We start from the raw sequence: 14,223 nt of genomic DNA, 5'->3' as shown, positions 1-14,223 counted from the left end.
CCCGCGACGACGGGCGTGCCCGCCGGCAGCCCGAGCTGCTCGGTCCATTGCGACAGCAGCCCGCCGACGATGTCCGTCGATTCGACGAGCCGCTCGGGCATCATCGTCGCGGGAATGCCGAGCATGTCGAGCGCATCGTCGGACCACTCGCGGCGCGCGACGTCGTACACGCCGCCGATATTGCCGGCCGAACTGTGATCGACCGCAACCTCGCCGGTCAGCAGGTAGATCACGTACGCGTTCGGCGGCAGGAAATAGCGCACGTTCGCCCACACGTCCGGCCGCTGGTCGCGCAGCCACAGCATCTTCGTGAAGCCGTAATAGCTGTCGACGCCGTTGCCCGTGATCACGCGCAACCGCTCGACGTTCACGTTCGCGTTGACCCAGTCGACTTCCGCGGTCGCGCGCCGGTCCATCCAGATCAGGCACGGATGGAGCGGCCGCATGTCGATGTCCACCGGAATGCCCGAGCCGCCGTACAGGCTGCCTACGCACACCGCGCGGATCGCATCGGCCGGCACGCCCTGCGCGCGCGCATCGCTCACGCAGCCCGCGATGCAGGCGAGCACGGCATCGAACCACACCTGCGGCCATTGCTCGGCCCACAGCGGGCGCGGCGTATCGGGCTGGTAGCCGGCCGAGCGCCGCGCGACGATCGTGCCGTGCCGGTCGACGAGCAGCGCCTTGGTGCTCTGCGTGCCGATATCGACGCCTATGACGTATTCCATGATGTCTCCGGTGAGGCGCGCGCCGGCCGTCAGCGGGCCGGCTTCAGCAGCACCTTGATCGATTCGGGCGATTTCGCGACGCGGATCGCGTCGTCCCAGTCCTCGAGCGCGAAATCGTGCGTGACGATGCCTTTCGACGTGACGAGCCCGCGCGCGAGCAGGTCGATCGCGATCGGATAGCAGTATGGCCCCAGGTGCGCGCCGCGCACGTCGAGTTCCTTGCGATCGCCGATGATCGACCAGTCGACCGTTGCATCCTCGCCGAACACGCTGAACTCGACGAAGCGGCCGAGCTTGCGGATCAGGTCGAGCCCCTGGCTCACGCCGACCGGCGCACCGGTCGTCTCGATGTAGACGTCGCAGCCGTAGCCGTCGGTGAGCGACCTGACGATCTCGCGCGCGTCGTCGCGCTTCGGGTTGATCGTCACGTCCGCACCGTACTCGCGCGCGAGTTCGAGCCGTTCGTCGATCAGGTCGATCACGACGAGCTTCTTCGGCGTCTTCAGGTGCGCGACCTGCGTCATCATCAGCCCGAGCGGGCCCGCACCCGCGATCACGACCACATCGTCGAGCTGGAGATCGCCACGGTTCACCGTATGGATCGCACACGACAGCGGCTCGATGATCGCCGCATCTTCCAGCGACACGCCGAGCGGGATCTTGTGGACGATCGCGGTCGGCGGAATGCGCATGTACTCGGCCATCCCGCCGTCGGCCACCTCGCGCTGGAAGCCGAAGATGTTGTGCACTTCGCACATCCAGTACTGGCCCGACTTGCAATAGCGGCACTTGCCGCACGGCACGATCTGCTCGGCGATCACGCGATCGCCCACCGCCACGCCGAAGTGCTCGGCCGCGCCGTCGCCGAGCGCTTCGACGTAGCCGAAAAATTCGTGACCGGGAATCACGGGCGCCTTCACCCACGGGCTCGGGCCGCCCCAGAACATCTTCGCGCCCGTATAGCACTTGCAGTCGCTCGCGCAGATCCCGCATGCGGCGATGCGGATCACGAGCTCGTTCGCGCCGGGGCGCGGCTTCGCGACCTGTTCGACGCGGTAGTCCTCGGGGCCGTGGCAAACGACCGCGGTCATCCGCGGCGGGGCTTCGGGTGTCGTCATGGGTTGTCTCTTTCGTTGATGATCTGGATGACTGATGAATCAATCGTTACCGCGACCGTTCGCGGCTGATGTAGATCGCGAGCAGGATGATTCCGCCCTTGATCACGTTCTGCACATACGGGTTCACGCCGATCATGTTCAGCCCGTTGTTGAGCACGCCGAGCAGCAGCGCGCCGACCAGCGTGCCGAGGATCGCGCCGCGCCCGCCGGAGATCGACGTGCCGCCCATCACGACGGCTGCGATCGCGTCGAGTTCGAAGCCCACGCCCGCGTTCGGCTGACCGCTCATCAGCCGCCCGGTCAGCACGATCGCGGCGAGCGCCGACGTGAGCCCGGCCAGCGTGTAGACGATCAGTTTCACGCGCGCGACACGCACGCCGGTGAGCCGCGTCGCCTGTTCGTTGCCGCCGATCGCATACACGTAGCGGCCGAACGGCATCCGGTCGAGCAACAACCACGCGATGGCATAGACCACCAGCATGATCAGCACCGGCGCCTGGATGCCGAACACCTTGCCGCTGCCGAAGAATGCGACCCAGTCGGGCAAGCCGTCGATCGGATAGCCGCCCGTGTAGATCAGTGCGAGGCCACGCGCGATGCCCATCGTCGCGAGCGTGACGATGATCGGCGGCATCCCGGCAAACGCGACGAACACGCCGTTCAGGAAGCCGAAACCGAGACCGACCGCGATGCCGATCGCGAGCGCGGCAACGGCGTTCACGCCGGCGACCATCAGCCCGGCCGCCAGCGTGCCCGACAGCGCCATCACCGAGCCGACCGACAGGTCGATCCCGCCGGTCAGGATCACGCAGGTCATGCCGACCGCGATGATCGCGTTGATCGACACCTGGCGCAGCACGTTCTCGAGGTTCGCGGCGGACAGGAAGCTCGGGCTCGCGATCATCATCGCGATGCACACGACGATCAGGCCGACGAGCGGATAGAACAGCGTCGAGCGCCGCAGCTGCGCCCACATCGCGCGTGGCGGCGGTGCATCGCCGTTTCCGGCGGTAGCCGCGAGCGTCGTGGAAGGCGTGGAAGAAGAATCAGGCAGGTTCATGGGTCGCTCCTCGCGTGCCGGCCGTGGCATAGGTCATGACCGTGTCGGGATCGATCTCGTCGCCTTCGAGCGTCGCCTCGATGCGGCCCTGCCGGAACACGGCGACGCGATCGCACATGCCGACGATTTCCGGCAGCTCGGACGAGATCATGATGATGGCGTAGCCGCGCGCGGTGAGTTCGCGCATCAGCCCGTAGATTTCGGCTTTCGCGCCGACGTCGATGCCGCGGGTCGGCTCGTCGAAGATCAGCACCGACGTGTGATGGTTGAGCCAGCGCGCGATCACGACCTTCTGCTGGTTGCCGCCGGACAGCGTCGCGACCTCGGTGTGGATCGACGGCGCCTTCACGCCGACGCGCCGCATCACGTCATGCGTGGTACGCGCCTCGCCGCGACGGTCGATCAGCCAGCGCATCGACCGGTACTTGCCGAGGTTGTTCAGCGAGATGTTGTCGCGGATCGAGAACGACGTGACGAGCCCTTCCGTCTTGCGGCTTTCCGGCAGGATGCCGATGCCCGCGCGCAGCGCGTCGGCCGGATCGGCGAGCTTCGCCGCCGCGCCGCGCACGCGCACGTCCTTGCGATGCGCACGCGTCGCGCCGATCACCGCGAGCGCGGTTTCCGTGCGGCCCGAGCCGACCAGCCCGGCAAAGCCGAGAATCTCGCCGGCATGCAGCGTGAAGCGGTTCACCGGGCCGCCGCGTTCGATCTGCAACTCGTTGACCTCCAGCACCCGCGGGGCATCGGCCGCGCGCGCCGGCTTCGGCGGAAAGCTGCTTTCGATCCGGCGGCCGACCATCATCCGCACGAGCTGTTCGACGTCGGTGCGCGCGACGTCGGTCGTCGCCACGTACTGGCCGTCGCGCAGCACCGTGATGCGGTCGCACACCGCGAAAATCTCGTCGAGGTGATGCGAGATGAAGATCATCGCGACGCCCTGCCGCTTCAGCTCGCGCATGATCGCGAACAGGTGCCCGGCCTCGGCCGGCGTGAGCGTGGCGGTCGGTTCGTCGAGAATCAGGATGCGCGCGTCGAGCGACAGCGCCTTGCCGATCTCGACGAACTGTTGCTGCGCGACCGACAGCGCGCGGATCGGCGCATCGAGATCGATCGCCACGCCGAGCCGCGCGAAGATTGCGGCCGCCGCGTGACGCATCCGCTTGCGGTCGCGCGCGCCCCAGCGGTTGCGCAGCTCACGGCCGAGGAACAGGTTGTCGACCGCGTCGAGGTGCGGGATCAGGCTGAATTCCTGGAACACGATGCCGACGCCCGCCGCGACCGCGTCGTGATAGTCCGCAAAATGGCGTGCGGTGCCGTCGATCTCGATCGTGCCGGCATCCGGCTGATGAATGCCGCACAGGATCTTCATCAGCGTCGACTTGCCCGCGCCGTTCTCGCCGAGCAGCGCGTGGATCTCGCCGCGCGCAATCTCCAGATCAATGTCGGACAGCGCCTTCACGCCCGGAAAGCTTTTCGTGATGTGGCTGAGCCTGAGTATCGTGTCCATCGGCTTCTCCGTGCGAAGGGCGCCGGCCGTGCCGCCGCCCTTCGCGTCGCATCGCACGTCGTTCACCAGCTGAAGCCCTTCGCGTTGCCGCGATCGACCACCTTCACGTCGACCGGGATCGCCTTCGGCACCGTCGCACCCCACTTGCGCGCGATCGCGATGCCGAGCGCGATGCGCACCTGGTCGGCCGGGAACTGCGCCGTCGTCTCGATGAACTTCGAATTCGGCTTCTGGATCGCAGCGATCGCCTCGGGCGCGCCGTCGACGCTCGTCAGCTTGATGTCCTTGCCCGAGCTCTCGATCGCGGCGAGCGAGCCCATCGCGCCGCCGTCGTTCACGCTGAAGATGCCCTTCAGGTTCGGATGCGCGGAGATCATGTTCTCGGTCACCGACAGCGCTGTGGCGCGCTCCTGCTTGCCGTTCTGCGTATCGACCAGCTTCACGTTCGGGTATTTCGCGAGCCCGGCCTTGCAGCCGCGCACGCGTTCGAGAATCGGCACGACCGGGATGCCGTCGAGAATCGCGACTTCGCCGCTGCCGCCGATCGCCTTCGCGAGGTAGTCGCACGACATCACGCCCGCGTCGTAGTTCTTCGAGCCGACGAACGAATCGACCGGGCCGTTCGCGTTCGCATCGACCGCCACCACCACCGCGCCGGCCTTCTTCGCCTGCGTGATTGCCGACTGGATGCCGGTCGAATCGGTCGGGTTCACGAGCAGGATGTCGATCTTCTTCTGCAGCATGTCCTCGACGTCGCTCACCTGCTTGCTGACGTCGTGATGCGCGTCGGTGACGACGACCTGCGCGCCGATCGACGCGGCCGCGTCGTTCAACGCTTTCTGCATCGTCACGAAATACGGGTTGTTCAGCTCCTGGAACGTCATGCCGATGCGCAGCGGTGCGGCCTGCACGGCGGCGGCGGGCAGCCAGGCCGCGACGGCAAGCGCGGCAACCACCGCCATGCGGGCGGCGCGGCGGGGGGATGAAGCGGGCGATGCATGCGTCATGACGGTGTCTCCGGTTATAGGTGCAGCTTTTTCGTGGTTGAGTCAGCCCCTCGCGACGTGAGCGGCGCGATCGGCTGGGTAAAACGGTGGGAGAAACTCAGGCGGGCAACGGCCCGGCGATCATCCGGCCTGCGGCGCGAGTTCGGGGACGCCGGGCGTGACGACGCGCGGCGGCAGCGGATTGCCGGTGGGCGCCGCGTGCAGCGCAAGCTCGCGGCTACGCGCATTCAGGCGCTGCAGCGCGCGGAATTCGGACGGCGCCATCCCCTTCACAGCACGGAACTGGCGGTTGAAGTTCGACACGTTGTTGAAGCCGGCCTGGAAGCAGATATCGGTGATGTTCGCGTCGTCGGCGAGCAGCATCTGGCATGCGGACTCAATCCGCAGACGATTCACGTACTGCACGAACGGCATGCCCGTCTGGCGGTGGAACGCTCGCGAGAACGCACTGACGCTCTGCCCGGTCAGTTGCGCGAGATCGGATTCGCGCAATTCGGACGCAAGGTTCTTGCCGATGTACGACAGTGCATGGCTGAGCCGCGTCGGCGTGACGTCGGCCTGGTCGTACGCGGGGCTCGCGAGCAGCGTGCGTTCGGCCGCCCCGCACAGCCGCTCGAGGATCGTCATGAACAGCGCGATGCGGCGCATGCCGCGCGCGGCCAGCAGCTCGTCGAACAGCGGCGCGATCGCGGCGCTGGTCGCCGCATCGAAGCCGACCCCGCGCCGTGCATCGTCGAGCAGCGCCTGCGCGTCGCGGCATTCGGGAAACGCGTCCATGCAACGGCGCACGAACGCCGGGTCGAACTGGATCACGAGATTGCGGCGCTCGACGGTTTCGCCTTCGGCCATGTCGCTGACCCAGTTGTGCGGCAGGTTCGGGCCGAGCAGCACGAGATGACCGGGGCCGAACGAGCCGATGTGATCGCCGACGAAATACTTGCCGCGCGTCGCGACGATCAGGTGCAGTTCGAATTCGGGATGGAAGTGCCAGCGGATCGTGCGATACGGATAGCCGTGCGACCAGACCTTGAACGACTCGTCGCGTCGCACTTCGACCACTTCCAGATCGGGGTGCATCATTGTTGGCGTCTCCATTCCCATGTCTCGCTGGCCGGTTCGTTGCGCGCGTGCGCCGCGTATTTCACGCGGCGACGCGACCGGTCGCATGGGAAGCAATGTAGGTCGATCGAGCGCGCGGCTCCACCAACTTTACGCCTGATTTCCGATACTTTTTTGCGCATTCCGGCCGCAAACGGCGCCGGACGGCAAATTTGTGCAGCGCGGAACGGCCGGGCGGCCGCCCGCTACGGTGCTTACGCGGCCGCGTGCTCGCGCGCCGTCCGCACTTCGTAGGCCTTCAAGTTGTTGTATGCGATCCGCAGCAGCGACAGTGCTTCGGCCGCTTGCGGGTCGCGGCGCGCGAGCAGGTCGCCGATCACGTGATCGGCTTCGACGCGCGCATGGTTCTCGACGTCGCGCAGCATCGACGCGGTCAGCGGCGACGGCGTCAGCACCATCCGCTGCATCCGCTCGATGGCGGCCGGGTCGGGCCGGTGGCCGTTGTGCTCGGCGATCGCACTGCATTCGGCGAGCATCGTCTCGAGCAGGCGGCGGCCGTCCGGCGCGGCGAGAATGTCGCCCACCGAGCCGCGGAACAGCGACGTGCTTGCAGCGAGCGTCGCGAGGAACACCCACTTTTCCCACATCCGCGCGGCCACGTTGTCGCTGAGCGTCGCATCGAAACCCGCGCCGCCGAGCACCTCGGCCACCGCGCGCACGCGCGGCGATTCGCCGCCAGCCAGTTCGCCGAAGGTGACGCCGTGCGTGTCGTTGAGGTGCACGATGCGCTGCTCGCGATCGAGCGTCGCCGCGATCACGCACAGCCCGCCGAGCACCTGCGCGGCGCCGAACCGGTCGCGCAGCACGTCGAGATGACGCATCCCGTTGAGCATCGGCAGGATCAGCGTCTGCGGACCGACGAACGGTGCGAACGAAAGAATCGCATCGTCGAGGCTGTACGCCTTGCAGCTCAGCAGCACGAGGTCGAACGGCGCGACGCCGGCACCCGCATCGCCTGCACGCACGGTCTGCACGTTCGCGAGCGTCAGGTCGCCATGCGGGCTGCGGATCAGCAACCCGTCGCGCGCCAGCGTCGCCGCGCGGCCGTCACGCACCAGGAACGTCACGTCGCGTCCCGCCGCGGCCAGCCGGCCGCCGAAATATCCGCCGACCGCGCCGGCCCCTACCACCAGAATTCGCATCGTTGCCTCCTTTCGGTTTCATTCGCCGCCGTACCGCCGAGCCGGGCCCGCGGCGCGCACGCAATCGCCCCGTGAGTATAGCGACACCCGTTATGCATATGCATAGATACCCGTGTCGTCATTAGAGGCATCCGTCCACGGTACCGGTTCCTAGGGATAACCCGTCTACGGTGACGCCCGCCGGACGCCGTCAAGACACTTACCCCGTCACGCCGTTCCGGCGAGTTTCCACGACTGACCGACCACACACCATGCGCAATCTTTCCCTGAATCAGAAACTCGCCTCGATGATCGTCATCCTCTGGCTCGGCTTGCTCGTGATCGCCGGGCTCGGCGCATGGCAGACCCGCGCATCGATGATCACGGACCGCCGCGACCAGCTCGCTTCATTGGTCGCGCAGGCCACGAGCGTGGCCGACCATTTCTACAAGCTGTCGCAGCAGAACGCGCTGCCGGAAGCCGACGCGAAGCAGAAGGCGCTCGAGGCAATCGCCGCGATGCGCTACGGCGCCGACGGCTACATCTCGGTCAACGACTCGAAGCCGGTGATCGTGATGCATCCGATCAAGTCCGATCTCAACGGCAAGGACGTGTCGAATTTCACCGATCCGAACGGCAAGCACCTGTTCGTCGAGATCGTGAAGGCCGGCAACCTGGAGGGCGGCAAGGGCTTCGTCGAGTATCTGTGGCCGAAGCCGGGCGCCGACAAGCCGCAGGAGAAAACCAGCGCGGTGCAGCGCTTCGCGCCGTGGGACTGGTATCTCGTGACCGGCATGTACATGAACGACGTGCGCTCGGCCGTGCTCGAAAGCGTCGGCCGCTGGCTCGCGATGACGACCGTGCTCGGCGGAATCGCGACCGCCGTGATGGTGCTGGTGCTGAAAAGCGTGCGCGCGAATCTCGGCGGCGAACTGGAAGTGGCGCTCGACGCCGCGCAGCGGATCGCACAGGGCGACCTGACCGCGCGCGTCACCGTGAAGCACGACGATCACGGCAGCCTGCTGCACGCGCTGCATACCATGCAGGGCGGGCTGATCGACATGGTGTCGCGCGTGCGGATGGGCACCGAGAACATCAACGTCGGCGCGAGCGAGATCGCGTCCGGCAACACGGACCTGTCGCAGCGCACCGAGGAACAGGCCGCCGCGCTCGTGCAGACCGCGTCGAGCATGGACCAGATGACCGCGAACGTGAAGCAGAACGCGGACAGCGCCGCGCAGGCCGCATCGCTCGCCGACCAGGCCGCGCAGGTCGCGACGCGCGGCAGCGCGGTGGTCGACGACGTCGTGCGCACGATGAACGAGATCACCGACCGCTCGCACAAGATCGGCGACATCATCGGCGTAATCGACGGAATCGCGTTCCAGACCAACATCCTCGCGCTGAATGCGGCCGTCGAAGCGGCGCGTGCCGGCGAACAGGGCCGCGGCTTCGCGGTGGTCGCGGCCGAGGTGCGCTCGCTCGCGCAACGCTCGGCGACGGCCGCGAAGGAGATCAAGTTGCTGATCGTGTCGTCGAACGAGACCGTCGAGCAAGGCGCGGCGCTCGTCACGCATGCGGGTGAAACGATGGCCGAGATCGTACAGTCGGTGCGGCGCGTGAACGAGATCCTCGACGAGATCAGTCATGCGTCTCGCGAGCAGAGTGCGGGGATCGAGCAGGTCAACCGCGCGGTGGGCGAGATGGACCAGGTGACGCAGCAGAACGCGGCGCTCGTCGAGGAAGCCGCGGCCGCCGCGCATTCGCTGCGCGATCAGGCCGAGGCGCTGCGGGATGCGGTGACGCGGTTTGCGTTGCCGGCTTGACGGCTGCCGCCCGGCACACGCATGCTCACACGGCACTGCCTGGCCGTGACTCAGCCAGGCCGGTGCCGAGCCCCAACCCCGCCGCCCGCTGGATCAGCTCGACGTCGTTACTCACGCCGAGCTTCTTCATCGCACTGATCTTCTGCGCGCTGACCGTCTGCTTGCCCTTGCTCAGACGCTGCGCGATCGTCTTGATCGGCACCCCCGACAGATACAGGCGAATGACCTCGATCTCGCGCGCCGACAGCTTCACGGGCGCCTCGCCGCGCTCGCCGAAAGCATCGACCGCGCGCCTGACGAGCGGCGACAGGTAGCGCCCGCCGCTGTAGCTCGAATGAATGGCCGTGACGATATGGCCGACCTCGTCGAACTTGCTGACGATGCTCACGCCGCCGATCGCGAGGATCGACCCGAAAATCAGCGGGTTCTCGTTCGCGACCAGCGCGACGATCCCGACGTTCGGACGCGTGCGCCGCAGCCAGTCGAACAGCGCAAGGCCGTCCATCTGCTCGTCTCCGCGGATCGCATAGTCGACCAGCACGACATCGCAATCGACACCGCCAAGCGACGCGACCAGCTCGGCCACGCTTCGGTAGACCGCGACGATCTCGATCGCACAGCCGCTGCCCGCGACCTGCTCGATGCCGGCCAGTGTCAACGGCCAGTCGTACGCGAAAACAACGCGAACATTGAATTTCCTCATGCGCAGTTCCAGGTGATTCATCGGCCGCGCGACACGGAACGCGCACGGCCGATTTGGCGTTGAAAGGACGTTCAGGCTATTTTTAGCCTGAACGTCGATTCTATGAAGCCGCGCGCAAGCGGGATATCGGACGGCATCGGGATCGGCCGCCGGGGACGTAATACGAGTTTGATATTTGCGCCGGTTCGAGCGCCCGACACATGGCGGCCGGTATCCGCGGATATCGGCCGGATGGCCAGCGTGGCGGGCCATTCGGGCCAAGCGACCGGCCAGCAGGTAAAATCGACGCCTTTGCATACCGCGCCGGGCCACCGGCGGCGAGCGACGCGCCGATGCCGGCCGCGCGCCACCGCCCGTTTGCCGGCTGCCCGTACCCCCGCTTTCCTCATGACCGAATCCGACCTGCAACCCGACGACACCTCCATCCACGAAGACGGCCTCTGGCGCGACAACGGCTGGACGGCCCGCATCATCAAGAACGAAGACGACGACGGCTGGGCCGTCGAGATGATCAAGGACGGCGAGTCCGAGCCCGCGCTCGTCGGGCCGTGGACCATGGGCCGCGACAAGAAGAACCCGAAGCCGATGGACGCGAACGCGTTCCGCACGCTCGTGAAGACCGCGACCGAAGTGCTGATGCGGCACGAGCAGCAGCGGCGCGCGATGCTGCACAAGGAAGTGACGGTTCAGGGCGAGGACGACCAGGATGTGTCGGTGACGCTCGACATCGTGCCGGACGAGTTCGAGCCGTACGCGCAGCTCAAGGCATTCGATCCGTATGGCGAGCTGCTGGCCGAAGCGAAGGTGTCGGCCGGGTTCAAGCTCAACAAGGCCAGCGCCGAGCGCTGGGTCGCATCGGGCTTCGAGCGGCCGGCCTCCTGATCGCGCGCGGCGCGCCAGGCCGCACGCTCAGGCTCAGGCGCCAGCGCCCTGCCGTGCGCGCCGCAACCGGCGTGCCGCGAGCTTGCGCCGCACGAGCTGCTCGAACTGCTGCGTCGCGACCGCCGGATCACGAGCGGCCAGCCCGAGTGCGTTGCGCACGAGCTGGATCGGCGTCAGCACGAGGCCCCACGGCAACCCCCACCAGCCGAACGCTGCCGACGCAAGCAGCGCGACCGCCTGCTTCCTGCGGCCGCAACGCCGGCAGCACACGTGACGCCGCGTCGCCCAGCGCGTGACGAACAGCAGCGACACGACGCGATGCGACGCATGGACGTCGACCGGCTGGTCGTCGCGACGGCAGATCGGGCACGGCCCGTAACGCCAGTCGTGCACGTACTCCCAGACTTTCGCGTCGGGCACCCGTTCTGCCTCGACGACGATCGGATGCGCTTGCGCGCACGCCGCACGACAATAGCGGCGGCCGTCGATCGACTGCCCGCCGACCAGGAACGTCCTGCCGCAGTGACTGCACTCTGCCACGGTAACCTCGGATAAGCGTGATGCGCCGCGTGCCGGCCGCGCGCGCATGGCTGCACCGGCGGTCCGGACGGGCCGTTTCCTGTCTTAACGGCCGACGTCGCGCGGTCTTGAGCGGCGGTGCGCCGCGGCGCGTCAGCCGTGCAGCCCGTGCGCGGTCATCAGCCGATACAGCGTCGCGCGCGAGATGCCCAGTTCGGCCGCCACGTCCGCATGCTGGTGGCGGTGGCGCATCAACGTTTCCTCGATCGCGTGCCGCTCGGCCTGCCGGCGCGCTTCCGCGAGCGTCGGCGGCCGCCGCGACGTGTACGGGTGCAGTTCGAGATCGGCGGCCGAGATCATCGGGCCGTTCGTCATCACGACCGCGAACCGGATCCGGTTGATCAGTTCGCGCACGTTGCCGGGCCAGGGATAGTTGTGGATCGCCTCGATCGCGCACGGCATGAAGCCGCGAATCCGGTGCGAACTGTCGCCGCGATAGCGCCGCAGCACGTAGTCGGCGAGCAGCATGATGTCGCGGCCGCGCACGCGCAGCGGCGGCTCGTCGATGCGCAGCACGCACAGGCGGTAGTACAGGTCGGCACGGAACCGCCCCGCCTGCATCGCGGCCTCGAGATCGACGTGGGTCGCCGACACGATCCGCACGTCCACCGGAATCGACGCGTGCCCGCCGAGCCGCTCGATCGTGCCTTCCTGCAGGAAGCGCAGCAGGCTCGCCTGGCTCTCGAACGGCATGTCGCCGATTTCATCGAGAAACAGCGTGCCGCCGTGCGCGGCCTCGATCCGGCCGATCTTGCGCTGGTGCGCGCCCGTGAACGCGCCGCGCTCGTGGCCGAACAGTTCGGCCTGCAGCAGCGTCGACGGAATGGCCGCGCAGTTCACGGCGACGAATGGCGCGTCGGCGCGCAACGACTCCTGGTGGATCGCCGCCGCCGTCAGTTCCTTGCCGGTGCCGGATTCGCCGGCGATGAATACGGTGGCGTCGGTGTTCGCGACCTTGCGAATCGTCGCGAACAACCGGCGCATGGCGTCGCACGAGCCGATCATCGTGCCGCCGGGGGACGCCGCATCGGCGTCCGGGCTGCCGTCCGCGAGCTTCAGCATCCCATATGCGTGGCCGACCAGATAGCCGATCGTCGTATAGGCGGTCGCGTTGCGCACGTAGTCGAAGCAGCAGTGGCGAATCAGGCGCGCGACGGTGAGATCCCGCAGCCGCTCATTGTCGGCGAGCGCGACCCAGCCGACGCGCGGATCGCGCAGCAGCGTCTCGAACGACATGACGTCGGGCGATGCGAAGCTGCCGAAATCGACGATGCCCGCATGCGGACGGTTCGCCCTGACGAGATTCAGTGCGTCCGCAACGGTTTTCGCGCGCCACACGTCCCAGCCGCGCGACGTGAGACAGTCGACGAGCGCGGCATCGTGCTGCTGCGACAGGTAGACGAGTGGCCGCGACGGTACGACATGGTTGCGCCGGACGGCAAGGAACGGCGCCGTACCCGCCTCGCGTTCGAGATCCTGTGGGCCCGACACCCTGATCTGGCAGCAGTAGTTCACGATGGCCTCGTCGCTTGGTTTGGTGGTCGAAACGGCCGTCGCCGGATCGCGCAGCGCGGGGCATCGTGGTCCCGCGGCGCAGCGCCGGGCCGTCCTCGGATTGACGTTTCGTTATCGGCAGAAAACGACGCGCTGCGTGTAGATCTGCGGCTCGACGACCGGCTTCGTGGAACGGTTGAGGTCGTCACGATAGGCGCGGTAGGTCTTGCCGTTCACCGTGACTTCCGTCGCAGGGGCCGTCTCGATCGAGTTGAGCCCGTTGCGCTGCCACCCGCTCACCCGGTCCGCCGCCGTCACGCTCGACTCGCCCGCGATCTTCTGCGTGATCGCGCTGCCGTCGCTCCATGGCTGCGTCTGCATGTCCTCGGCATGCTGCATCGCGCCGATCGTCTTACCGGTCGGCGTCGGCCCGTTCTGCGCTTCGAACGGCGCGCCACGGCCGTACACCGGCGATTGCCACGACGGTGCGTGACCTTCCTCCGGCATCATGTAGATCATCTGCGGATCGCCGATCATCATCATCGGCGCGCACGCCGTGTTGTCGGCGCGACCGAGCGTCGTCAGCGCCTGCTCGACGCTCACGGCATTCGCAGCGGTCTGCTCGCCCAGGATCACGAAGACCGCCGGGTTCTGAAATACCGCTTGCGCTGCGGCTTGCGCGCTGTACAACAACAGAGCGACCAAAAAGATCCTCATGATTGAGGCCTCCTTGCATCCTCGTCAGGCAAAAAGAGGTGTTGACCTCGGGGATGGGATCAACACCCGTCAAACAGGAAACGACCGTCGGGCATCGGGTTCGATCGACTCCCGTACGACCCGCGTTCCGGTCGCACGGGAGTCCGACCCGCGTGCTTACGACGACGTGCTCGTCGAGATCACAGCCGGAGCCGGCACGATCGGGGCAGCCGGGGCGGCCTGCTGGTCGACCGGAGCCGGCGGCAATCCTTGCGCCGGATCGGACAACGCCGGCATGTCGGCGGGCTGCGCAGCGGCTTCTTCCGGCACCTTCGCGTCGGCGGTCGGCAGGTCGGCAGGCGCTGCGGCTACGGCAGGCTGCG

At 67.3% G+C, this 14,223-nt stretch carries 13 protein-coding genes and 1 pseudogene; 2 read left to right on the top strand and 12 right to left on the bottom strand.

Going from position 1 to position 14,223, the window contains the following annotated elements:
- From G3N93_RS21045 to panE, 7 genes are all read right to left on the bottom strand, one after another.
- A partial coding sequence (locus G3N93_RS21045; RefSeq protein ID WP_241026634.1) for an FGGY family carbohydrate kinase occupies nucleotides 1–728 on the bottom strand: 728 nt, incomplete at its 3' end.
- A gap of 29 nt (nucleotides 729–757) precedes the next feature.
- Nucleotides 758–1,846 carry an alcohol dehydrogenase catalytic domain-containing protein gene (locus G3N93_RS21040; RefSeq protein WP_174937060.1) on the bottom strand — a complete coding sequence of 363 codons (1,089 nt, stop codon included), beginning with the start codon at nucleotides 1,844–1,846 and terminating at the stop codon, nucleotides 758–760.
- Nucleotides 1,847–1,892: 46 nt separating this feature from the next.
- Nucleotides 1,893–2,906 carry an ABC transporter permease gene (locus tag G3N93_RS21035; protein ID WP_174980697.1) on the bottom strand — a complete coding sequence of 338 codons (1,014 nt, stop codon included), beginning with the start codon at nucleotides 2,904–2,906 and terminating at the stop codon, nucleotides 1,893–1,895.
- The gene (locus tag G3N93_RS21030; protein ID WP_206133860.1) at nucleotides 2,893–4,413 is read right to left on the bottom strand and encodes a sugar ABC transporter ATP-binding protein; all 1,521 of its coding nucleotides are present in this window, start codon (nucleotides 4,411–4,413) and stop codon (nucleotides 2,893–2,895) included. Before G3N93_RS21030 ends, G3N93_RS21035 begins: the two co-directional genes overlap by 14 nt.
- Nucleotides 4,414–4,475: 62 nt before the next feature.
- Entirely contained in the window at nucleotides 4,476–5,420 is a 945-nt protein-coding gene (locus G3N93_RS21025) for a substrate-binding domain-containing protein (RefSeq protein ID WP_174937056.1), read from the bottom strand.
- A 120-nt stretch (nucleotides 5,421–5,540) separates the two neighbouring features.
- Nucleotides 5,541–6,500 carry an AraC family transcriptional regulator gene (locus G3N93_RS21020; RefSeq protein WP_174937054.1) on the bottom strand — a complete coding sequence of 320 codons (960 nt, stop codon included), beginning with the start codon at nucleotides 6,498–6,500 and terminating at the stop codon, nucleotides 5,541–5,543.
- A 233-nt stretch (nucleotides 6,501–6,733) separates the two neighbouring features.
- Nucleotides 6,734–7,681 (bottom strand): 2-dehydropantoate 2-reductase, encoded by a 948-nt coding sequence (gene panE / locus G3N93_RS21015; protein ID WP_206124522.1) that lies wholly within the window; start codon nucleotides 7,679–7,681, stop codon nucleotides 6,734–6,736.
- 251 nt (nucleotides 7,682–7,932) lie between these two features.
- On the opposite strand from panE, the gene G3N93_RS21010 reads away from it, so the two are divergent.
- Complete coding sequence (locus G3N93_RS21010; protein ID WP_174937051.1) at nucleotides 7,933–9,486, top strand: methyl-accepting chemotaxis protein; 1,554 nt, start codon at nucleotides 7,933–7,935, stop codon at nucleotides 9,484–9,486.
- A gap of 25 nt (nucleotides 9,487–9,511) precedes the next feature.
- On the opposite strand, the gene G3N93_RS21005 is transcribed toward G3N93_RS21010, so the two are convergent.
- Nucleotides 9,512–10,189: a response regulator transcription factor gene (locus G3N93_RS21005; protein WP_174947007.1), complete on the bottom strand. Its 678-nt coding sequence runs from the start codon at nucleotides 10,187–10,189 to the stop codon at nucleotides 9,512–9,514.
- Between the two features lie 387 nt (nucleotides 10,190–10,576).
- Between G3N93_RS21005 and G3N93_RS21000 the strand changes: the two genes are divergently transcribed.
- The gene (locus G3N93_RS21000) at nucleotides 10,577–11,071 is read left to right on the top strand and encodes a hypothetical protein (RefSeq protein WP_011354486.1); all 495 of its coding nucleotides are present in this window, start codon (nucleotides 10,577–10,579) and stop codon (nucleotides 11,069–11,071) included.
- A gap of 33 nt (nucleotides 11,072–11,104) precedes the next feature.
- Here the strand turns inward: G3N93_RS21000 and G3N93_RS20995 are convergent, their stop codons facing one another.
- The 4 genes and pseudogenes from G3N93_RS20995 to G3N93_RS20980 all read right to left on the bottom strand — a co-directional run.
- A complete protein-coding gene (locus tag G3N93_RS20995; RefSeq protein WP_174947009.1) occupies nucleotides 11,105–11,611 on the bottom strand; it encodes a hypothetical protein in 507 nt (168 codons plus the stop codon).
- Nucleotides 11,612–11,743: 132 nt separating this feature from the next.
- The gene (locus tag G3N93_RS20990) at nucleotides 11,744–13,165 is read right to left on the bottom strand and encodes a sigma-54 dependent transcriptional regulator (RefSeq protein ID WP_174986328.1); all 1,422 of its coding nucleotides are present in this window, start codon (nucleotides 13,163–13,165) and stop codon (nucleotides 11,744–11,746) included.
- A gap of 111 nt (nucleotides 13,166–13,276) precedes the next feature.
- Nucleotides 13,277–13,861, bottom strand: a complete 585-nt coding sequence (locus G3N93_RS20985; protein ID WP_174932772.1) for a hypothetical protein — start codon at nucleotides 13,859–13,861, stop codon at nucleotides 13,277–13,279.
- 156 nt (nucleotides 13,862–14,017) lie between these two features.
- Nucleotides 14,018–14,223 (bottom strand): annotated as a pseudogene (locus tag G3N93_RS20980) (chemotaxis protein CheA); the annotation flags it as partial.

Origin of the sequence: Burkholderia sp. Se-20378 (genome assembly GCF_017104665.1) — a bacterium.
Lineage (GTDB): Bacteria > Pseudomonadota > Gammaproteobacteria > Burkholderiales > Burkholderiaceae > Burkholderia > Burkholderia lata.
Note: the sequence above shows the minus strand (reverse complement) of the source record. Positions and strands in the feature narration are given on the sequence as shown.